This window comes from Akkermansia massiliensis, assembly GCF_018847375.1.
GTDB classification, from domain to species: Bacteria; Verrucomicrobiota; Verrucomicrobiia; order Verrucomicrobiales; family Akkermansiaceae; genus Akkermansia; species Akkermansia massiliensis.
The window spans coordinates 664498-686467 of record NZ_CP072036.1; the positions used below are offsets into that span (position 1 = coordinate 664498).

The 21970-nt window shown below is 61.8% G+C and carries 16 protein-coding genes; 11 read left to right on the top strand and 5 right to left on the bottom strand.

The features are described 5' to 3' along the window. Positions 1–501: 501 nt before the first annotated feature. The gene (locus J5W70_RS02825; protein WP_215832912.1) at positions 502–2529 is read left to right on the top strand and encodes a Sip1-related alpha-galactosidase; all 2028 of its coding nucleotides are present in this window, start codon (positions 502–504) and stop codon (positions 2527–2529) included. A 38-nt stretch (positions 2530–2567) separates the two neighbouring features. After that, entirely contained in the window at positions 2568–3488 is a 921-nt protein-coding gene (locus J5W70_RS02830; protein ID WP_022397553.1) for a hypothetical protein, read from the top strand. A 51-nt stretch (positions 3489–3539) separates the two neighbouring features. On the opposite strand, the gene J5W70_RS02835 is transcribed toward J5W70_RS02830, so the two are convergent. Next, on the bottom strand, positions 3540–4415 hold the full coding sequence (locus J5W70_RS02835; RefSeq protein WP_022397554.1) for an alpha/beta hydrolase: 876 nt from the start codon (positions 4413–4415) through the stop codon (positions 3540–3542). Between the two features lie 65 nt (positions 4416–4480). Here J5W70_RS02835 and J5W70_RS02840 point away from each other — a divergent pair, with 65 nt between their 5' ends. From J5W70_RS02840 to J5W70_RS02880, 9 genes are all read left to right on the top strand, one after another. Beyond that, positions 4481–5413 carry a hypothetical protein gene (locus J5W70_RS02840; RefSeq protein WP_022397555.1) on the top strand — a complete coding sequence of 311 codons (933 nt, stop codon included), beginning with the start codon at positions 4481–4483 and terminating at the stop codon, positions 5411–5413. 48 nt (positions 5414–5461) lie between these two features. Next, positions 5462–6010 (top strand): HdeD family acid-resistance protein, encoded by a 549-nt coding sequence (locus J5W70_RS02845; RefSeq protein ID WP_102722689.1) that lies wholly within the window; start codon positions 5462–5464, stop codon positions 6008–6010. 14 nt (positions 6011–6024) lie between these two features. Next, positions 6025–6804, top strand: a complete 780-nt coding sequence (locus J5W70_RS02850; protein ID WP_022397557.1) for a HesA/MoeB/ThiF family protein — start codon at positions 6025–6027, stop codon at positions 6802–6804. Positions 6805–6840: 36 nt separating this feature from the next. Next, complete coding sequence (locus J5W70_RS02855) at positions 6841–7812, top strand: KpsF/GutQ family sugar-phosphate isomerase (RefSeq protein ID WP_022397558.1); 972 nt, start codon at positions 6841–6843, stop codon at positions 7810–7812. A 112-nt stretch (positions 7813–7924) separates the two neighbouring features. Then, positions 7925–8710 carry a YdjY domain-containing protein gene (locus tag J5W70_RS02860; protein ID WP_022397559.1) on the top strand — a complete coding sequence of 262 codons (786 nt, stop codon included), beginning with the start codon at positions 7925–7927 and terminating at the stop codon, positions 8708–8710. A 6-nt stretch (positions 8711–8716) separates the two neighbouring features. Continuing rightward, positions 8717–9895, top strand: a complete 1179-nt coding sequence (locus J5W70_RS02865) for a prenyltransferase/squalene oxidase repeat-containing protein (RefSeq protein ID WP_022397560.1) — start codon at positions 8717–8719, stop codon at positions 9893–9895. A gap of 126 nt (positions 9896–10021) precedes the next feature. Then, on the top strand, positions 10022–10486 hold the full coding sequence (locus J5W70_RS02870) for a DoxX family protein (protein ID WP_022397561.1): 465 nt from the start codon (positions 10022–10024) through the stop codon (positions 10484–10486). A 135-nt stretch (positions 10487–10621) separates the two neighbouring features. Next, entirely contained in the window at positions 10622–11449 is an 828-nt protein-coding gene (gene cysE / locus J5W70_RS02875) for a serine O-acetyltransferase (RefSeq protein ID WP_022397562.1), read from the top strand. A 202-nt stretch (positions 11450–11651) separates the two neighbouring features. Continuing rightward, positions 11652–17477: an autotransporter domain-containing protein gene (locus J5W70_RS02880; RefSeq protein ID WP_215832913.1), complete on the top strand. Its 5826-nt coding sequence runs from the start codon at positions 11652–11654 to the stop codon at positions 17475–17477. Between the two features lie 83 nt (positions 17478–17560). Here J5W70_RS02880 and J5W70_RS02885 read toward each other — a convergent pair whose 3' ends face one another. From J5W70_RS02885 to J5W70_RS02900, 4 genes are all read right to left on the bottom strand, one after another. Next, complete coding sequence (locus J5W70_RS02885) at positions 17561–18844, bottom strand: glutamate-5-semialdehyde dehydrogenase (protein WP_257228325.1); 1284 nt, start codon at positions 18842–18844, stop codon at positions 17561–17563. 10 nt (positions 18845–18854) lie between these two features. Next, a complete protein-coding gene (proB, locus tag J5W70_RS02890) occupies positions 18855–19613 on the bottom strand; it encodes a glutamate 5-kinase (RefSeq protein WP_022397567.1) in 759 nt (252 codons plus the stop codon). A 116-nt stretch (positions 19614–19729) separates the two neighbouring features. After that, positions 19730–20317: a DJ-1/PfpI family protein gene (locus J5W70_RS02895; RefSeq protein WP_022397568.1), complete on the bottom strand. Its 588-nt coding sequence runs from the start codon at positions 20315–20317 to the stop codon at positions 19730–19732. Between the two features lie 168 nt (positions 20318–20485). Further along, on the bottom strand, positions 20486–21934 hold the full coding sequence (locus J5W70_RS02900; protein ID WP_022397569.1) for a catalase: 1449 nt from the start codon (positions 21932–21934) through the stop codon (positions 20486–20488). Between the last annotated feature and the right edge of the window lie 36 nt (positions 21935–21970).

Below are 21970 nucleotides of genomic sequence, written 5' to 3' on the forward strand. Positions count from 1 at the left end.
CGGTCAGAAGCCAAGGCTTGGAACCCTGCTTTTTCTAATATCGGATTGCTAATCCGTTACGGAATAGTTCCAATGCCGCATGGTGCGCCGCAAGCCCCTCGGCATCCGGACGCCAACCTGTGCAGCAATGATTTCTCTTTCCTGAAATTCAGCATATTCTGACGGAATATATGTATTTCCACACCCGCAAAGGCTCGCGGCTCTCCACGTACCGGCAACGCAACGGAGGAAGCCTTTTCTCCGGAGAAACAGACTCCCATTATAAAACGACCGGGCAACATAAGCACCTTTCCCTTAAAATCAGAGCTTGACGCCGGATTAGCAATCCGTTTTCCACATGGAAAAAGAAGCAAAATAAGGCGGAAACATCATTTTTTGCTCGTCTCCGGAAAATGCTTTGCCATCATGGCGCAACGGCTTTTTTCCGAAAAGCAGGGAAGCGCACCTTCCTGCCCTTCTGCCAGTCTATCTGCCACCTTCCTTAACCTAATGATGATTCCCATGAAAGCATTCACGTTCCCGGCTCTTGTCCTGGCGGCCCTGAGCATCTGGACTGCCGCCGCCCAAACCCGGATATCCACCATTCCCCCGCTGCCGGGAAAAAACGCGCGTTCCCTTCAGGTACCTCCCTACCAGTCCTTCTGCTGGTTCGCGGCGGACCGCGGCCGCTGGCCCGGAGACGGCAACCGGGTGCTGCCCTGGTTCGGCCGGACGGCTCCCGGCAACCTGCTGGACAGCAAGCCGAACCCCAGCACCGCCAAACCGGGGGACCACGCCATGTTTGCGCTGTTCCACCTCAAGGACGGCAATTTCATGGCCGTGCTGCCCGTCGCCACCCCTGATTCCCTCACGTGGCTGAAGCTTGACGGAGACGGCAAATTCCTTGTGGAATCCGGCACGCTGGGAACTTCCACCGCCAAACCGCAGCCCGTCCTGGCCGTCACCGCCGTGGACAAGGATATTTACCGCGCCTGCTCCGCCGCCTGGAACAAGGCCCTTTCCCTCCCCTTCATCAAGGGCAGAACCTTTCCCCGGGAAAAGAAGGTTTATCCGGAACCCTTCAAATACCTCGGATGGTGCAGTTGGGAGCAGTATAAAAAGAACATCTCCTCCAAGCTGCTTGAAGAAACGGCCAGCCAACTGGAGGCCTCCCCCATCCCCGTCCGGTGGATGCTGGTGGACGACGGGTTCCAGACCCAGGAAGGGCTTAAGTTGATCAGCTTCCAGACCCGCCAGGACAAATTCCCGCAGGGCTGGCAGCCCCTGATGAAGCACAAAAGCTCCAAGTTGAAATGGATGGGCCTGTGGAACTGCTATTACGGCCTCTGGAACGGCATCCACCCCAAGCACCGGCTGGACGCCCAGACGGCCCGCGGGCTGGTCAGCACTACCAAGGGGAAAATCCTCCCCGGTGACGGCCCCGGAGGAGCCGGGGCGTTTTACAACCCTTTTCTCCAATCCGTCAAGGACGCCGGGTTCGACTTCGTGAAGATCGACGTGCAGGCGGAATACCTGAAGCATGCGGACGGCCTGGACAACCCGGTCCACCACAACACCAAGTGTTCGGAAGCCTTGGAACAGGCATGCCGGAAGACGGGCCTCAGCCTGATGAATTGCATGGCGCAGGGCACCGTCAACATCCAGAATACCCGCTACAGCGCTATCACCCGGTGCAGCATTGACTACAAGCTGGGGGATGAAGCCATGGGCAAGTCCCACATCCTCCAGTCCTACGCCAATACGCTCTGGCTGGGGCAGACCGCGTGGCCGGACCATGACATGTTCCATTCCACGGACCCCACCAGCGCGCGCCTCATGGCCGTTTCCAAGGCCGTATCCGGGGGCCCCGTCTACCTTTCAGACCCGGCTGACAAGCTCAATCCGGAAAACATCATGCCCCTGGTCTGGTCCGACGGCCTTCTGCTGCGGCCGCTGGCCCCTGCCGTCCCCCTGCCGGATTCCGTCTTTCTGGATGCGCTGAACGAGAACCGCCTGTACCGGGTGATCGCCCCGCTGCCCGGCCAAAGCGCCGCCGTGGTGCTGTACAACCTCAAACACCCCTCCCCGGCGGAACCGGTGCAGGGGAAAATTTCCCTGGGGGATTATAAAAACGCGGCGGCCCTGCTGAACGGCAACGCGGCGGAAGCCTATGCCTCCATTCCGGCGGAGGGAATCGCCGCCTATTCCGCAGAGGGAGGCTGCGCGCTGACCCCGGCACAGCCGGACCTGGACGTGAAGTTAACGGGCTTCAAGGACCGCCTGTTCATCATGGCGCCCATCGTCCGGGGCTGGGCCGTCATCGGCAGGGGGGACAAATTCCTCTCTCCCTGCGCCCTGGCCGCCGCTCCGGAATACGGGGCGGACAGCCTCCGCTTCCGCGTGAAGGAATCCGGCCCGGTCGTCGTCTGGCGCGGGAAAAGCCCCGTGAAGGCAGGGAACGTTCCCGTCAAGAACCTGGGCAACGGTTTTTATGAATTGCAATTCCCCGTTTCCGACCGCCCGCTGGACGTTACCGTGACAGCCGAATGAGCGCTGCCGTCCCTTCCCAACCCTCTTTCCTTCCCCCCATGCATCTGCTGCGCCCGTTCCTGGCTTTCGCCCTGCTGTTCCCGTTCTGCTGGCACATCCCGTCCTCCGCCGCCGCTCCGGCGGGACTTCCCGCACCGGAACCCGCGGAGGCCAAACAGGCGATTGAACAATTCCTGGGCCTCACCGCCATCTGGATGCTGGAAATGGAATGGACCCACGCCTATGCCAATAAAACGCCCAAGGCGGAGGACTTCCGGAACGCCATGCTGGCGGCGGGCCTTCAGCAATGCCCCTCTGATTTTCAGGAAGCATGGCTGCGGCAGACGAACAAGCCGGGGCGCAATTACGCGGCACCCGTCCTGCGCAAGTACGGCGTCAGCCTGAAGGACCTCCGGGAACGGCTCCAGGGCAAACTGTTCAAGATCAATTCCCGGGTGCATCCGCCCATTCCCCTTTACGACGAGGATGAACAAATCCCCCGCATGGATCCGCGCACCTGCGGCGACCCCAAGGCCATCCTGGAAGCCCTGGCCGCCCTGCGCGCCCAGGTCATGGGCCTTACCCCGGACCAACTGGCCCAGGCCAGGCAATCCATTGAACGGGTCATGCTGGAATTCACGCTGGCCTACATGGAAACCGCCATCTGCATGAACACCGCGGGCATCCGGGAAAGCCAGGTCAGGGAACTGTTCGCCCCCATCAGGACGGACGGATGCCCGGAGGACTTCCGGCGCGCGTGGCAGCACGACCTGCCTTTCTTCCTCAAGGGCCGCTTCACGGGACCGGAACTGACCCTCTCCACCGTCTGCAAGAAATACGGCGCCAGCGAGCAGGAGGCATTCCTCAAGGTCCGCAAAAAGATGAAGGAATGGGATATCCAGCCGCCTACCCCGCAGACGCAGCCCGCCTTCCGCCGGGACATGCAGGAAATCCGGGAAAACATGCTGGGCGGCCGCTGACAGGAAAGCCCCACCCTTGCCGCCGTGTATTTCACGGGCGGTATTCTCCGGTCAGCCCAGCAATCCGGCGTCCATTCCCTCGTTATATTCCCAAATGCCCTGCTCCACCATGAAGGAACTCCAACTGTTGAGCAATTGCTCAAAATAGGCGGCATTTACATTGAAATGGTAAAACGTGTGGTCCGCCACGTCCAGAAGCTCAAATCTGGAGCGGTTTTTCTTTTTCCGCCACAGCTCCGCCAGCCGCTCGCTATTGCGCCACGGCAGCAGCCTGTCTCTTCCGCCATGGCTCGCGAACAGGGGAGGCAGCCCTTTCTGCACGCGCCGCAGGGGATTGACGGCATCCCGCTGGTCAGGGGGCATCATGCCTCCCAGTTTAAAGGCGGACTGCGCCGCCAGATCGCACACGCCGCGGAACAGGGCCACGGCGGCAGGACCGGGCGGAAGGGGAGCCTTCCTGCGGAACAGGGACCAGCGCGCGGGATGGTCGGGGAGGGCCACATGCAGGGCCATCAGTCCTCCCGCATCGCTCCCCGCTACGGTAATGCGGGCCGGGTCCAGACCCAGCAGGGCGGCGTTTTCATACACCCAGGCCCAGGCTTCCCGGCCCTCTTCCAGAATATCCATCGGCTCCACCTCATAAGCGCCGCGCGTACGGAACATGGGAATAATCCCCACAATTCCCTGCTGGGCAAGGTGAAGCGCCCATGGCACAAAATCCCCCAGGCTCTTTCCCACCCACATGCCGCCGTGAAAAAACAGCACGGAGGGCGCGGAAGCGCCCTCTCGATGGCCAGGAGGAAAAAAGACGTAGGCCATCAGCTCCTCACCGTCTGAAAACCGCCTCCACACAAAGCCGGGCTGTTCCCGCAACAGTTTCCTGTACCGGGCTTCCGCCAGATGATCGGCTTCCGTGAACAATTCCATAAGAACGGCTTCATGATGCAATTGTGTTGCACTCCGCGCAAGTTTGATGTCTAAATAATCGTGTAATGACTTTCCGCTCCATTCTCACCATGGCCTGCTGCGCCGCAGCTCTTCTCGCCCCCGCCTCCGCCGCCCCCCGGCCCGGAGACGCCAAACTGAGGGACGATCTGGACGTAGCCTACAACACATGGCGCCTGCACCTGCTGCGCGGCAACTATGACGGCTGGAGAGCCACCACCTCCGCCTACCGCCAGGTGAAAGTGCGCAACCTGGCCGTCTCTGAAAAACGCCCCTTTCCCGCCTCCCTGTTCCGGCAGCCCATGGCTCCGCCCGCGCTCGCCCCGCTGATGTACGTGGGCTCCGTGGTGGACGGTCCCACGGCCGCGGCCACCTACTACGGCAAGGTGGACCTGGGGCTGGGCCAGGAACCGACGGACTCCAACGCCCTGGTCCTGCTGTTCACCCACGAAAACGGCAAATGGAAATACGACCAGGCGCGCTTCTTCAACCTCACCCGCCTGCCCGCCGTCAAGGAACGCCTCAAGCGCGGCGACGCCACCGTCCTGATGGAGCAGGACGGCTTCCAGCCCCTTGGAAAAATTCCCGCCGTGCCGCCTGTCTGCCCGCCGCCCAAATACATCGCAAAAATTCTGGTGGACTGCCCCGGCCGCACCGTCAAGGCGAACGTAAACAACATTTCCCCGCATGAATTCGACAACACGCGCCTGGCGGAAATCATTTCCGGCGGGCTGAGGGACGGAACCAACTCCCTCACGCTGAACTTTTCCGACAGCCCTAACGGCAAAAAGGGCGCCGTTCTCGTGGAGGTTTACATCATGCCGGAAATCCCGGGACAACTGCCCGCCAGGGCCTTTTCCTACTTCGTCCCCCCCCAGGCGCACCCCAAAAGCGGCCCCGTTCTGATCAACGTCACTCCGGAGCTGCTGAAGACCATGGACCCGAAGAACACTCCGCCGCAGGCATCCGCCGGCAAATAAAATCGTCATTCTTCAACGTTTCCGCCGCGGGTCCGGTCATACCGCCATATGACAACTCAACCTCAAGTCAGCAGCTCCGCGGTATCCGGCAACTCATGGTGGATGGGTATCCTTGGCGTCATCGAGCTATTTCTTGGCTTCATCGCCCTGGCCTCTCCCTGGATTGTCGGGGCCAGCTTCATCTGGGTGATCGGCATCATGCTGATGATCCTGGCCGTCGTCCGGCTGGTCCAGGTCTTCACCGTCCCGTCCTCCCGCTGGTGGAACCTGGTGACGGCCATCCTGTACGGCATCGCCGGCTGGTTCCTGTTCCGGGACCCCAATATTTCCCTGGCCATCACCACGCTCATCATCGGGTGGGGCCTGGTCATCGCCGCCGTCTTCCAGGGGGCCATCTGGCTCCAGACCCGTTCCCTGCCCGCCAGCGGCTGGCGGCTCTTCAACGTGATCATCACGCTGATCCTGGGCCTCATGGTCATCTTCGGCTGGCCTGAATCCACGGCCTGGTTCATCGGCACCCTGATCGCAGTGGAACTGATCTTCTCCGGATGGACGCTGCTCCTGTACGCCTTCAGCGGCAACTCCGCCCGCCGTTAATCCCGACGACAGCAATGACCCTCACCCAGGAAGAAACCGAACGGTACGCAAGGCATCTTTCCCTTCCGGAACTGGGCGAACAGGGCCAGCAAAAACTCAAACGGGCGCACGTCGCCCTGACGGGCCTCGGGGGGCTTGGCTCCCCCGCGGCCCTTTATCTTGCCGCCGCGGGCGTGGGGCGGCTGACCCTGATCGACCCGGACGAGGTCTGCCTTTCCAACCTCCAGCGGCAGATCCTGCATGCCACGGATGCGGCGGGAACGGCCAAGACCGCCAGCGCCGCCAGGCGCCTGTACGCCCTGAACCCTTCCGTCCACATCAACACGGTCCACAGGCGGCTCACTCCGGACAACGCCGTTTCCCTGCTGGAAGGGTGCGACCTGGTCCTGGACGCCTCGGACAACTACGCGGCGCGCTTCGCCATGGCGGACGCCGCCTGCGCCCTGCGCCTGCCGCTGGTGCACGGAGCCGTGAAAGGCTTCATCGGCCAGGTGGCCGTCTTCGCCCCCCACCAGGGCACCGCGTGCTACCGCTGCCTCTTCCCGGCAGACACGCCCATGCAGGAGAAAGACACCGCCTCCGCCGCCGGCATCCTGGGCGCGCATGCGGGCATCATCGGCTGCATCCAGGCCATGGAAGCCCTGAAATACCTGGCCGGCATCCCCTCTCCGCTGGTGGGGGCCATGCTCTCCGCAGACACGCGGCGCATGCGCTTCACCACCATTCCGCTGGCAGCCAATCCCGCGTGCAGGTGCCGGAAAAACGGGGACCGCGGAGCCGCAATGAAAAATTGACGGCCATGGGGGCATCTGGCATCATTCCCGCCAGATATGAATCATTTAACACGCGCCAAATCCGTTTTTGAAATGGAGATTGAAGAGCTGCGCGGCGTCCTGTCCCGGCTGGATGACAATTTCAACCAGGCTGTGGAACTCATGTCCCAGGCCCTGGACCGCGGCAACAAGATCGTCATCGTAGGCGTAGGCAAATCCGGCAACATCGGAGCCAAAATCGTCGCCACCCTGAACTCCACCGGAACGCCCACCGTCCTGCTGGATTCCCTGAACGCCCTGCACGGGGACCTGGGCATCGTCCAGGACGGCGACGTCTGCATCGCGATGTCCTTCTCCGGGGAAACCTCGGAACTGCTGGCCCTGCTCCCTTTCATCAAACGCTTTGAACTGCCCATCATTTCCATGACGGGCAATACGGCCTCCTCCCTGGCCAAATACTCGGACATCGTGCTGGACACGGGCGTTTCCCGGGAAGCCTGTCCGCTGAACCTGGCCCCCACCTCCAGCACCACGGCCATGCTCGTCATGGGGGACGCCCTCGCCATGGCCCTGGTGGAAGCGCGCCACTTCACTGCGCGGGACTTCGCCAAACGCCACCCCGGTGGCTCCCTGGGCCGCGCGCTGCTCACCAAGGTGAGCGACATCATGCGCCGGGGGGAGGAAATGGCCATCCTTCCGGAAACCGCCTCCGTGAACGACTGCCTGAAGGCGATGACCACCGCCCACACCGGCGCCTGCATCCTGCTGACGGCGGACAACAAGCTGGCCGGCATCTTCACCCACGGAGACTTCGTCCGCGCGTACGGAGCCAATCCCCTCATCGGGGAGCAGCCCGTCAGCGGCCTCATGACCCGCAACCCCATCTATGTGATGGAAGACGACCTGGCCGCCGAGGCGGTGAAGGCCGTCAGCAACCGCCACATTGACGACCTGGTGGTGCTCAACGCGGAAATGACTCCCGTGGGCATCGTCGACCTTCAGGACCTTGCCAGGCTGAAACTGGTTTAGGCTCCCTCCATCATTCCTTCCAGGCATCCGTGATTCAAAAGTAACAAATCAATCACGGATGCCTTTTTCATTGAACGGAAGCTTTCATTTTCACAATCTAATTTCCATAAACATGTTCCTGAAATTTACGATCACCCTGCTTGCCTGCTCCTGGGGCTTTGCCCATGCGCAGGACGTTTCCGCCCCGGCGGGAGATCCGGATGCGCCCGCACCGGAGGAAGCCCCCCGGGAAGTCCCCCTGCCGGACGGCAAGACGGTACCCAAATTCGAACCCCTGGACGAGCACCGCATCAAGATAGGCAACGTGATCGTGAACCACAAGGAACGCACCGTCAGCTTCCAGGCGCAGGTCAACATGCAGGAGGGCATTCTGGAATATATCTGCTGCATGCCCAACGGCAAGCTGCATGAATCCCTGCTGGTGACGGAGGCGGACCCCCTGCACATCAGCCTGGGCATGACGCTGCTCAAATTCCACCGCTTTGAAAAATTCTTCCCGGTGCGGGATGAAAACTTTGAATGGCTCCCCTTCACGGAGCCCAAGCCCGCGGACTATGCGGACTCCTACGTGCAGGTCGCCATGACCTACACGGAAAACGGCAAGGAGCAGAAGAGCGACTTTTCCGACATGGTCGTGAACTCCCAGACCCGCAAGGGGCTGGACCCCAATGACTGGCTTTACACCAACTCCTTCTTTTACGAAGGGGCCTACCAGGCCAGCCTGAGCGGAGAAGTAATCTCCATCTTCGCGAGCCGCACCTCCCCCATCAACTACATCGGCGACTTTCATGACGGCGTCAACGACACGGGCTGGATCGTCAACCCGAAGAAAAACCTGCCCCCCGGCACGAACGTCACCGTCACCATCTCCCAGAAACCGGTTCAACCCAAGCAATAGCACATTATGTTCAAATCCGCACTTTCATTAACGCTGGCCGCCGCGCTGGGCACAGCCGCCTTCGGCCAGACCACCGTGACGGCCGTTCCCGGAGAAGCGGCCGCCTCCAAATACGCCTCCATCAGCCAGGAAATCCTGCGCGCCATTGAAAAAGGGAACGAATACCTGAAAAGCAAGCAGAACCCGGAAGGCTACTGGGCGCAGCCGTCCTATCCGGCCCTGACGGCCCTGGCGGTCACCGCCTACATGCGCGACCCCGCCAACCAGGGCAAGCCCATCCCGGAATACATCCGGAAGGGGTATGACTTCGTCCTGAAATCCCAGAAGGAGGACGGCTCCATCTTCAACCGCGGCATGTCCTCCTACAACACCGCGGTGTGCATGATGGCCCTGCTGGCCGCCAACAAGGAGGAATACGCCCCCGCCATCCTCAAGGGCCGCGCCTACCTCATCAAGCAGCAGAACCACTTCGCTCCGGACAACCCCTACAACGGCGGCATCGGCTACGGGGACAAAAAGGCCCCTCCCATTGCGGACCTTTCCAACACCTCCCTGGCCCTGGAAGCCATTTACTACTCCCAGAAGCTCGCCAAGGACGGCAAATACGGGGAACAGCCGGACCTGGACTGGAACGCCGCCACGGAATTCATCAACCGCTGCCAGCAGAACCCAGCCGTCAACAAGGAACCCTGGGTCTCCAGTGACAAATCCCAGCTCGGCGGCTTCGTGTACCGCCCGGGCGTCGCCAGCGCCAGGGACAGCAAAAGCGCCGCGTTTGACAAGGCGGAACCGCCCAGGGCCTACGGCAGCATGACGTACGCGGGCATGCAATCCCTCATTTACGCCAATGTGGACAAGAACGACCCCCGCGTCAAGCTGGCCCTCAAATGGCTGGAAAACAGCTACAACCTGGATGAAAACCCCGGCATGGGCGTCCAGGGCCTGTACTACTACTACCAGGCCATGTCCAAGGCTCTCAGCGCCATGGGAATAGACACCCTGACGCTGGAAGACGGCCGCAAGGTGGACTGGCGTGACGAACTGGCCAACAAGCTCATCTCCATCCAGAAGAGCGACGGCTCCTGGGTAAACACCAACAACCGCTGGTGGGAGGCGGACCCCGTCCTGGTGACCTCCTACTGCGTGCTGGCGCTGGAACAGCTTTACCATTCCATTCCCCGGTAACGGACGCGCCATCCTGACTTCAAGGGCCGGAGAGGGAGGAAATGACCTCCTTTTCCGGCCTTTTCCATGCCCGGAAATGAACGTCCCATGGAATAAAAGGGTCTTTTCTTCAACCATTTCAAATTCATGGACACCATTGATTCCATTACCATTATTGCGGCGGCGTGGGGGTTGCTGGTCCTTCGGCTGACGCTGGCCCTGATCCTGTGGCCGCACGGAGCCCAGAAAGTGCTGGGCTGGTTCGGGGGAGCGGGCTGGGACGGCACGTACCAGGCCTTCACGGAAAAAATGGGCATTCCCCCCTTCCTGGCCAAGGTGGCCATGCTGACGGAATTCTTCGCCCCCATCTGCCTGGTGCTGGGCGTCTTCACCAGGATAGCTGCGCTCGCGGTCATCATCATGATGGCCGTCGCCATGACCAAGCACGTTAAAAACGGCTACTTTGCCAACTGGTCCGGGAAAAAAGCCGGGGAAGGCGTGGAATTCCACCTGCTCTATGCCGGCTCCGCCCTGGCGCTGCTGCTGACCGGTCCCGGCCCGTGGTCCGTGGACGCCTGGTGCATGGACATCGTGCACGTCATCTTCGGCTGACGGAGGCAGGTCATGCCCGGCTGGGCATAGGACGTACTTTCCGGTTCTCAAATCCGCCGTACTCTGGTACTTGTGGGGGTGCAGCCTTCCCCTTCGGGAAAGGCGGCTCCTTTTGCCTTTCCACCTTCTTCCGCCATGACCAGCCTGAAACGCTCAAAACTCCGGCAGTGCACCAACTGCGAATGCATCATCAACGGAGTATGGGACTGGGTGGTGGAATGCGCCCGCGAGGCGGCTGAGGAAGAACCCGCCATGCGCGGCATTCTGGACGACGTCTGCCTGTCCCGCAATTCCCTGGCCACCTCCATCTCTGCCCGGCTGGCGCGCAAGCTCTCCCGCCGGGACATGCCGCGGGAACTGATCGAACCCCTCATCCGGGAGGCGCTGGCGGAAAACCAGAACATCCTCAGCCAGATCGCCAACGACCTGATCGCCATCGTGGACCGGGACCCCGCCTGCCGCACGCCGCTGGAACCCCTGCTCTTCTACAAGGGGTTCCACGCCATCACCACGTACCGCATCTCCCACTGGCTGTGGCAGCACGGCCGCACCATCATGGCCCTTCAGTTCCAGAGCCTGGCCAGCGAAGTCTTTGCGGTGGACATCCACCCGGCGGCCACCATCGGCTGCGGCATCCTGCTGGACCACGCCACCAGCTTTGTAGTGGGGGAAACCGCCATCATCCGCGACAACGTCTCCATCCTGCATGAAGTAACGCTGGGCGGCACGGGCAAGGAGGAAGGAGACCGGCACCCCATTGTGGAATCCGGCGTCCTGATCGGCGCGGGGGCCAAAATCCTGGGCAGGGTCACCATCGGCGCCTGCGCCAAAATCGCCGCCTGCTCCGTCGTCCTGGAAAACGTCCCTCCCCATACCACGGTGGCGGGCGTTCCCGCCGTCATCGTCAATGACTCCATTCCGGACAACCCTGCGCTGGACATGAACCAGTGCCTTTGTGACTAATCCTGCAACGGATTAGGAATCCGTCAGTTACTGCTAAAAACACGGCAAATCCCAAGCCCTGCAAAAATCAGGGGAAAAAGCAAGCTCCAAAAAGACCAGACGTGTCACAATGATTTCAATCTCAATGTATTGAAATTTATAATACACTAAACTTCAACATTTTGAGTTGAGGCCGGATTCCTAATTCGCATACTGCTAGGATATGCGTTTAAGATTACCCTTCTCTCTAAGGTCCGTCCTGCTTGCGTGCAGCGCCCTGTTCTCTACCGTGGCCTCCGCCTCTGTTTCAGACGGAAACCTTGGCAACGTCATGTACGTAGGGGACTCCATCACCCATGGCGTCAACAGCGGCTCCTGGCGCTGGGCCATGCACAAAATTTTTGCAGACAACGGCATCAGCTATACCGAAAAAGGTATCATGACCGGCAACTACAGCGGCGGAGTGGCCGCGGGAACCTCCTACGGCGGCAGGATTTTCCAGAATCTCCATTCCTCTGCGGCCAGCGCGCGGACCTATGAAATCGCCGGCAGGGCGAACAGCAGCAGCTACGGGCGGTTTGACGGCTCCAACATCAAGAACTGGCTGGGCCTGAGCACGGAAAAAACCCAGGGGGGAACCTACACGGGCCAGACCTTTACCGGGGCCGACACGCCGGACACGTTTTTCCTGCTCGCCGGCACCAACGACCTCCTTTCCGACAACAACAACAGTACGCTGCACCTGCGGCTGGACGGGGTCACCTACCTTCTGCTGAGCGACATGGATTCCATCGTCTCCTCCATCCGCACCGCCAACAGCCACGCAAGCATTCTGGTGATGACCATCCCCTGCTGGACGCAGCATTCCAACGGGAACCTGGCTGAAACGCACCAGGCCGTAGCCACCTACAACGAATCCCTGAAAGAATGGGGCGCAGAAAACGCCGCCAACGGCGTCAAAGTCATTGACATCAATGCGGGCATCATTGACGTGGCATCCTCCACCCCTTTCTACGGGGTGCGCTCCATGTTCCACAATCCCACGGCGGACGGGCTGCACCCGAACGCCCAGGGGGACCTGCTGATGGCGGGCAACCTGGCCAAGGGCATGGGGTACGCGGGGCGGTCCGCCGGGCAGGAAAGGAAAGCCGCCCACGAACTGGGCGTCAACTTCGGCCAGACGCCCTCCATCACCCAGCAGACGCTGACGGCCAAGGGCTTTACCGCCAATAACGTCACCATCTCCAACAACACGATCAACTTCAACAAATCCGGCAGCAGCACCCTCACTTACAACTGGGGAGCCTCCCAGGGGCAGGACAAGGGCTACACGGTGGATTTTACCCTGCGCCTGGGCAACGGCGCCACGGGCGGCTGGGACACCACGAACAACTTCTCCCTGAATCTAGGCAACGGAACGCTGAACATCAATGAAGCATACATCCAGTGGGGCAGCACCATCCTGTACTCCAGAGACATGTCCGCCAATGCGGATTCCATCCGCGTGGCCTACGTGGCGGGGGACAACGCCCACGGCCTGAACGCGGGCTACTACATCTGGCTGGGGGACGTCCTCATCGGGGAGGCGCAGACGGCGGCGGGGGGCAGCTCCTCCGGCCTCACCTTCAGCTATTCCGGCACGCTGGACGCCATCCTGTCCAATCTGGCGCTGGACGGCTCCCTCTCCTACGCGCCCTCCACCAGCGGCATCACCGGACCGGAAGCCCTTTATCTGGCAAACGGCGGAGCTTCCTCCGCCCTCAAGCCGGGCATGATCGAATGGACAACGGGCGCCGCCGCCACCGCCGTGGCTACGGCCGGGGCCAATGCCACGTATAATGCCCGCAACGGCACCAACTCCAACATCGCCAGCATCACGGGAACGGGAAGCACCAAATTCATTTACGCCAACAACGGGGCCTATGGCAGCGCGGACAGCCGCCAGGACCTGTGGGTGACGCTGGGGGAAGGCGTCAGCAGCGATAACGGCTGGATAGGAGGCCACACGTCGGGCGACCTGTACGGGGACATCCACCTGCGCCTGGCGGAAGGGGCCATTGGCAAATCCACGGTATTCGGCACTGTTAACGGGGGCACCGTCCACGGGGATATTTACCTGGAATTCTCCTCCTCCACCGGGACCTATGACACCTCCTTCACCAACGGGGAGGCGGACCGCACCTCCGTGGCGGGAGCCTACGCCACCGCCGTGGACGGGGACATCACCATAGTGTTCAATGACGGCGTATTCTCCCACCGCATTTTCGGCGGCCTTTACACGGGAAACAAAACCATCTCCGGCTCCACCTCCCTTTACATCAACGGCGGAACGTTCATGAACGAAATCTACGCCGGGAACAAGACGGACGGCACCATCTCCCAGGGAACCAGCCTGACCGTCACGGGCACGGACGCCATTCTGGGCAAGGCTGACGGGGACAACTGGACATGGACGCTCCTGTGCGGCGGCAACAAGGCCAGCGGCACCATCAACGGAGGCACCGCCATCACCCTGAAGGACATTGCCGCCACCACCGGAGACGGTTCCGAACACAAATTTGACAAATACGCCGGCACCATCGACGGCAAGGGGGGAGGAACAGTGAACGGGGAGAAGAAGCTCGTCTTCGACCACTACACTACCGGCTTCCTCGGAACGCTCCAGAACTTTGACAAGGTGCAGGTCACCGGAAATTCGGACCTTGCGCTGGACAAGGCCCTGGGCAATACGGTTGCCTCCCTGACCGTGGATGCAGGCTCCGCCCTCCGGTTCAACCAGGACCAGGGAGCCACGCTGGACATCACCAACAACGGCACGATTCGCACCTCGCACAACCTGACCCTCAAATCCGCAGACACCGGAACCGGAACCTATTGGGTGGAAGGGGGAACGCTGGACCTGGCCGGGCAGGCCGTCTCCGGGAAAATATCCATCTCCGCGGGGGCGCTCGCCAATACGGCGGGGCTGGGCGCCGGGAGCGTCTCCGTCTCCGGCATCACCGGGAACGTCAACCTGGGCGGCCTGGACGGAAGCAAGCTGAACTCCATCAACATGGGCAGCGGCACAGGAACCATTTCCGGCCTGACGGGCCATGCGGACCTGTCCGGCTCCGACACGCAATTGAGGCTTTCCGCCGCCAACATGGGCGCGGACGGCACGGGAATCATCCAGTTCAATGACGCGGCTAATTCCACTCTGACCCTGGGGAACCTGACCCTGACGCTGACGGCGGATGCCGTGGCGCTGCTCGCCGCTCCGGGGGACTACGCCTTCCACGTCACCAACGCCGCCCTGCACGCGGATACCAACCACATCACGCTGAGCGAATACAACGGCATGGCGTGGGACATTACCCGGACGGAAGGCGGCCAGGTAATCATCTCCTTCGGCCAGCTGGACGCCATGGTCATTGACAAGGGAGCTTCCAAAAACGTCACCTCCGCCAGCACCCTGGGGGCAACCCCCAGCGTCACCAACAACGGAACGCTGAACATCGACCTGTCCGCGGCCACTGCGCCGGAAGACAAAACAACCACCATCCGCTATCTGGCCGGCACGGAAGCCGATGCCGTCGTGAACACGGGAACGGACAGCGACGTGATCATCACGCTGCTGAATGAAACCTCCGCAGATCCGGACAAACCAGGCAACACCGCTTACGCGGGTTCCATTGAAGGAGCGGCGCAGCTCGTCAAGGACGGTGAACAGAGGCTGACCGTTGACGGCAGGGTGACCGCCTCCGCTCTGGACGTGCAGCAGGGAGAACTCGTGCTCCAGAACACGAAGGAAAGTTCCATCATCTCCGGCGCCCTGAACGTGGAACAGGATGCCGCGCTGACGCTGAACTCCGCCTCCCTGGCCGCCGGGGATCTGGCGGGCTCCGGCTCCATCACCCTGAACGGGGGCGCCCTGCTCACCATCGCCAGAGACACTCTTTCAGACCTGACGCTCCACGCAAGCGTCACCGGCTCCGGCACCCTGAAACTGGACAATTGCAACCTGATTCTGGGCACGGACAGCAATCTGGGCGAAGACGTGCTGCTCCATCTGGGGGGCGGCAGCCTGCGCCTGCAGGACGGCTCCACGATCGCGCTGGAAGGGCTCCACCAGGAGCAGGAAAACGGCGCGCTCCACCTGGGGGCAAACGGACGTCTGGAACTGGCCTCCAACGACGGGAAAACCTACTCCTTCAAGGGGGATATCACCGGCACGGGAGCCATCACCCACCGGGGCGAAGGCACGCAGATCATCCTTTCCTCCGGGAATGGCGGCGTGGACGTCAGCCATACCCGGGCGGGCGGCCACCTCGTCCTGGGAGACAAGGACCTGGCCGCGGACGGCTCCATGACCTACAGGGATATTTCCATCGGCAGCAACACCCGGGACGCCTCCGACCTGGACGCCACGGCGGACCTCTCCCTGATGAACAATACCACGGCCAACACGCTCTCCATCGCCTCCAACGGCAAACTGTACCTGGGCGGCAATCCCAACCAGCGGGCGGTCCAGCTCGTGCTGACCGGCAGCAACGGCGGAGTGGCGGCCGATCTGGACTCCGGCGCTTCCCTGGACCTCACCGTCAATACGGAAACGCTGGCCCGCAGCGCGGACAACGCCTGGGCCGCCGTGAAGGCGGAAAACGGCTCCATCCGCATCAACGGGGCGGACCCATCCATCAACGTCAACATTTACGGCCTGGGTACCGCGGGAGACTGGGCCATCCTGCCGGAATTCACCATCAACGCCTTCTATGCGGAAAACGGCCTGGCCACGGCAAACGGGGAAACCTGGACGGCGGACATGGTGAACCTGACTTATGCCGGCTTCGCCAACCTCGTCTATGACATCAGCAAGATACTCTCCGACGACGGCAAGCTGTTCCAGGTCCACTTCACCAAACTGGGAGACAGCCCGCTGAAGGACTTCGCCTCCACGGAAAACCAGAGAGCCGCGGTGGACAGCCTGTGGGCCGTCACCTCCTCCCCCGGAAGCATCACCCCGGCCATGATGGAATTCCTCAATGCCGTGGGCACCGCCCAGGCCATGGGGGACACGGGCGCCCTTCAATCCGCCCTCTCCTCCTATGCGGGCAGCGGCGTCACCGCCCTGCACTCCGCCCAGAAGGGAGCCCTCCGGGACCAGGTGCTCCACCTGCGCAACCGCCTCTCCCAGATGGGAGCCTCCCCGCAGTACATCAACGATGACCTGCCCTGCTTCAACGCCTGGATTGAAGGGGAAGGCGGCTACCGCAAACTGGATGACCGGATGGACGAATCAGGCTACAAGCTCAACACCTGGGGCGGCACCTTCGGATTTGACGTAACGTGCAGCGACAGCTTCGTATGGGGAGCGGCCTTCTCCGCCAGCTATGGCGACCTGGACGCCTACATGGCGAACGGAGACCTGGACTCCTACTACGGCAATCTGTTCTTCCGCATCCAGTCGGGCCGCTGGGCGCACAACGTCATCCTCACCTACGGATGGAACGACGCTTCCCTGGACCGCACCGCAGGCATCCCCGGAGCCGGCATGTACGCCATGCACGGCAGCACCAGCGGCAGCAGCTACGGCGCCTTTTATGAAGGCACGTATGACCTGTACCTGGATGAAAACAAAACCTCCGCGTTCCAGCCCCTGGTGAACGCCTCCGTGTACAAGAGCCGAATGGACGGCTTCACGGAATCAGGGGGCCTGGGCATGAGCGTGGACGACATGGATTCCACCTACGGCACCGTGGGACTGGGGGCGAGGCTCCGCGGAGAGCTCTCCAGCAACCTGACGGGCCGCGCGTCCATGGGTGAACTGCGGGTGCAGGTTGTCCAGCTCCTGGGCGACCGGAAAACCACGGCGGCGCTGTCGCCCGCCGGCGTGCCCGGCGCAGGATTCCGCGTGAACGGAGCCAGGGAAGGAGCTACCGGCGTGCAGGCAGGCGCGGGCATCACCATTCCGGTGGGTTACACCAGCTCCATTTTTGCGGATGTCAATGCGGACTTCCGCAGCCGCGCCACCAGCTTCAACGGAAGCATCGGCTACAGGCTGACTTTCTAACGGGACTTCTTCAGGGGTGTGTACAAGCGGGGAGCATCGCGGCCATGCTGCGGTGCTCCCTTTCTGATTGCGGACGTGCCTGTTCAGGCGCGGTCTTCCCCCGGAATCCGGGAAGGGTCCTTCATCTGCCCGCTGCCTTCAATGACGTACTTGTAGGAGGTCAGCTCCCGCAGAGCCATTGGCCCGCGGGCATGAAACTTGTCCGTCCCGATGCCTATCTCCGCGCCGAAGCCGAATTCCTCCCCGTCGCTGAACCGCGTGGAGCAATTATGGTAGACGCACGCGCTGTCCACCCGGCTCATGAAATAATCGCGGGCCTTTCCATCCTCCGTGATGATGGAATCACTGTGATGGGAACCGTAGCGGTTGATATGCTCTACGGCATCCCGGACGCCGTCCACCACCTTCACGGAGAGAATCAGGTCTTCATACTCCGTAGACCAATCCCTTTCCTCCGCAGGAACGGCCTCCGGACCGAAAAACGGCCTGCTCCGCTCACACACGCGGCATTCCACGGCACGCCGGCGCATGCGCTCCGCCGCCATCGGCAGGAACCGTTCCGCCGCGGCGGCGTCCACCAGCAGGGTTTCCGCCGCATTGCAAACGCCCGGGCGCTGTGTCTTGGCGTCGTCCAGCACGTTCACGGCCATCTTCAAATCCGCTGCGGCGTCCACATACACGTGGCAAACGCCGTCCAGATGCTTCAGCACGGGAACCCTGGCGTACTCCGTCACGGCGCGGATCAGCCCCTTTCCACCCCTGGGAATGACCACGTTCAGGAAAGAATCCAGCTCGCACAACTGCCGCACCTCATCCCGGCTGCCGGAATCAAGAAGCTGCACGGCGTCCGCGGGGACGGCGGACTCCTTCAGCGCGGCGCGCAGAACCTCCGCCAGAACCCGGTTGGTTCGCAGGGACTCGCTCCCGCCGCGCAGAATGACGGCATTCCCGGACTTCAGGCACAGGGCGGCGGCATCGCAGGTAACGGTGCCGCGGCTCTCGTAAATAAAACCGATGACCCCCAGGGGAACGCGCACCTGGCGGATATGCAGGCCGTTGGGGCGCGTCCACTCCCGGATGCATTCGCCCACGGGATCAGGGAGGGCCGCCACCTGCTCCATGCCGCGGGCCATGTGCTCCACGCGCTCCGGCGTCAGGAGAAGCCTGTCCAGAAACGCGGCATTGCGGCCGCCCTTCCGGGCCTCTTCCATATCAAGGCCGTTCTCCCGGACAATCTTTTCCGCGGCGCTCCGAACGCCTGCGGCCATCAGGCGCAGGGCCTGCGCCTTCTCTTGCGGCTCCAAGGCAAGCATCTCCCGTGAAGCCGCCAGCGCGGCCCGTCCCACCGGTTCAAGAGGATTCTCCATCTTCATAACTTCATCCCTTCGGTACAAAATACGTTCCGGCTCCTTCCGCCTTCCCCTCCAGCAGCAGCGCGATGCGTTCCGGATGGCGGCCGTGCAGCATGTAAACGCCCGTCCCCGCATTCACGGCCTCCCGGATGGCCTGGAGCTTGGCGCTCATGCCGCCCATGGAAAAGCGGCCCCGGTCCTCCTCTGCGAACGCCAGCACGGCATCCACGTCCTCCACCCGGGGAATGATGGCTTCCCGGCTGCCTCCGGGGGGATACAGGCCGTCCACGCTCGTCAGGATAAACAGCGCGTCAGCCTCCACCAGGCGCGCCATGTGCACGGAAAGAATGTCGTTATCCCCGAACTTCAGCTCTTCCACGGATACGGTATCGTTCTCATTCACGATCGGGATGATGCCTCCGTACTCAAACAGGCGCAGCACCGTAGCCTGCACGTTGTGGCGGCGGCGCTTCAAATCCTCTGCCGTCAGCAGGAGCTGAGCCACATCCACGTCAAAATGGTTGAAAAGATTCTCATACGTCTGCATCAGCCGCGTCTGCCCCACGGCCGCGCATGCCTGCTTCAGGGACAACTCCTGCGGATAGGACGGCAGCCCCAGGACGGACACGCCGGAACCCACAGCCCCGGAGCTCACCAGCACCACCTGGTGGCCCTGCTGCATCAGGTCCGCCAGCGCGCTGACCAGATGCACGATGGAAGAACCATCCAGCGTCCCGTTCTCACGGGTCAGAACGCCCGTTCCTACTTTAACTACGATTTTCATGTACTTCTGCCCTCCATGATATAACAGGCTCTTTCCTCACAGAAAGCAGAAAACGCGTTCTTCCCGCAATGCCGCGGTTCCGCTGGCCGCGCAGGGATTCCAGCCATGAAAAAACCTCATTTCCGCGCGAACACGTCCCTGGTGCAGTCATCATTCCACACGTATTCGAGCTGCTCCGCTATACCCTCCGCCCGTGACCTGCCAAACCGGTCGCTCACAAACCCGAGGGCCATGTCCATTCCGGCGGAAACGCCGGAGGAAGTATAAAACTTCCCGTCCGCCACCCACCGGGCACGTTCCTCCCAGCCGACTGCGCCGCGGACGGACTTCACCCATGCAAAAGACTTCTTGTTGGAAGTCGCCCTTCTGCCGTCCAGCGCGCCGCAGCCGGCCAGCAGCGCGGCCCCTGTGCAGACGGACAGGCAATACTCCGCATCGTCCGCCATGCCCCGGAGAAAATGCAGGAAAGGCGGAAAAACCGCCAGGCGGCGGGTCCCCCTTCCTCCCGGAACCACTAAAATTCCGCCGCCGTCCGCCTCCGTGGCCGGTTCAGTGACAATTACCGTCTTTTGAGCACTTGCGACGGTTCCGCCATGTTCGGAAAAATAACGCAGCCGGTATTCCTCTACTTTGCCCAGCACTTCCACCGGGCCGAATGCATCCAGCGTCTCAAAATCATCAAAAAGCAACACATTCACATCCACCAGGCCACATTACTCCATCCGTCCTCCCTCCGCACCTGATATTTCACGATTCCGTGTCCTGCCTGCCGGAATTCACGGCCATCAATCCCCTGGCTGCGTCAAACGGGTAAAAAACGGGCGGAAGCCTCCCCTTCCGGAGAAACTTCCGCCCGGAACACCCAAATTTGACTATCCCTTGAACATGCCGAGGGCCTTGGCCACTCCTTCCCCGTATTCGGGGTCGCACTGCATGCAGTGGTCGATGTGGCGCTGCTTGATAAAGTCCGGCGCGTCGCCCATGGCGCGTGCGGTATTGCCGTACAGGGCCTCCCTCTGCTCCGGATTCATCAGCCGGAACAGGGCGCGGGGCTGGGAATAATAATCGTCGTCATCCTCGCGGAAATCCCAGTGCCAGGCCGCGCCGTCCAGCTCCAGCGGCGGTTCCCGGAACTCCGGCTGTTCCTGCCACTCCCCGTAACTGTTCGGCTCATAGCCCAGCGTGCTTCCCGCATTGTCGTCCACACGCATCATGCCGTCCCGGTGGTAACTGTGGAACGGGCAGCGGGGGGCGTTCACCGGAATCTGGTTATGGTTCACCCCCAGCCTGTACCGCTGGGCGTCCCCGTAGGAGAACAGGCGCCCCTGGAGCATCTTGTCCGGGGAAAAGCCGATGCCGGGAACGACGTTGGCCGGGTTGAACGCCGCCTGCTCAATCTGGGCGAAATAGTTGTCCGGGTTCCGGTTGAGTTCCAGCACGCCCACCTCCATGAGGGGGTAATCCCCGTGCGGCCATACCTTGGTCAGGTCAAACGGATTGAAGGGGCATGCCTTGGCCTGCTCCTGGGTCATCACCTGGATGTACATCGTCCAGCGCGGGAAATCCTTCCGCTCAATGCTCTCATACAAATCCCGCTGGTGGCTCTCCCGGTCCTTCGCGATAATCGCTTCCGCCTCCGCGTCCGTCAGGTTCTTGATGCCCTGCTGGGTTTTCAGGTGGAACTTCACCCATACCCGCTCATTGTCCGCGTTCAGCATGCTGAACGCATGGCTGCCGAACCCGTGCATGTGGCGGTAGGAGGAAGGAATGCCGCGGTCGCTCATCACGACGGTGACCTGGTGGAAAGCCTCCGGCAGGGAAGTCCAGAAATCCCAGTTGTTCCGCGCGCTTCTCATGTTGGTGCGCGGGTCGCGCTTGATGGCGTGGTTCAGGTCCGGGAACTTGAGCGGATCCCTCAGGAAGAAAACCGGGGTATTATTGCCCACCAGGTCCCAGTTTCCCTCCTCCGTGTAAAACTTGATGGCAAAGCCGCGGATGTCGCGCTCCGCGTCCGCCGCTCCCCGTTCCCCGGCCACGGTGGAAAACCGCACCAGCAGGTCGGTCTTCTTGCCAATTCCGGAAAACATGGCAGCCTTCGTGTAACGGGTGATGTCCCCCGTCACGGTAAACGTGCCGAAGGCGCCGGAGCCCTTGGCATGCATGCGCCGTTCCGGGATCACTTCCCGGTCGAAATGGGCCAGCTTTTCCAGGAACCAGACGTCCTGGAGCAGCATGGGGCCGCGGGGGCCGGCCGTGAGCACGTTTTCGTTATCCGGAACGGGCGCTCCGACGGAGGTCGTTAAATTCTTTTGGTCACTCATGGTGTCTTTTAGTTAGAATTATTATAAACTAATTTT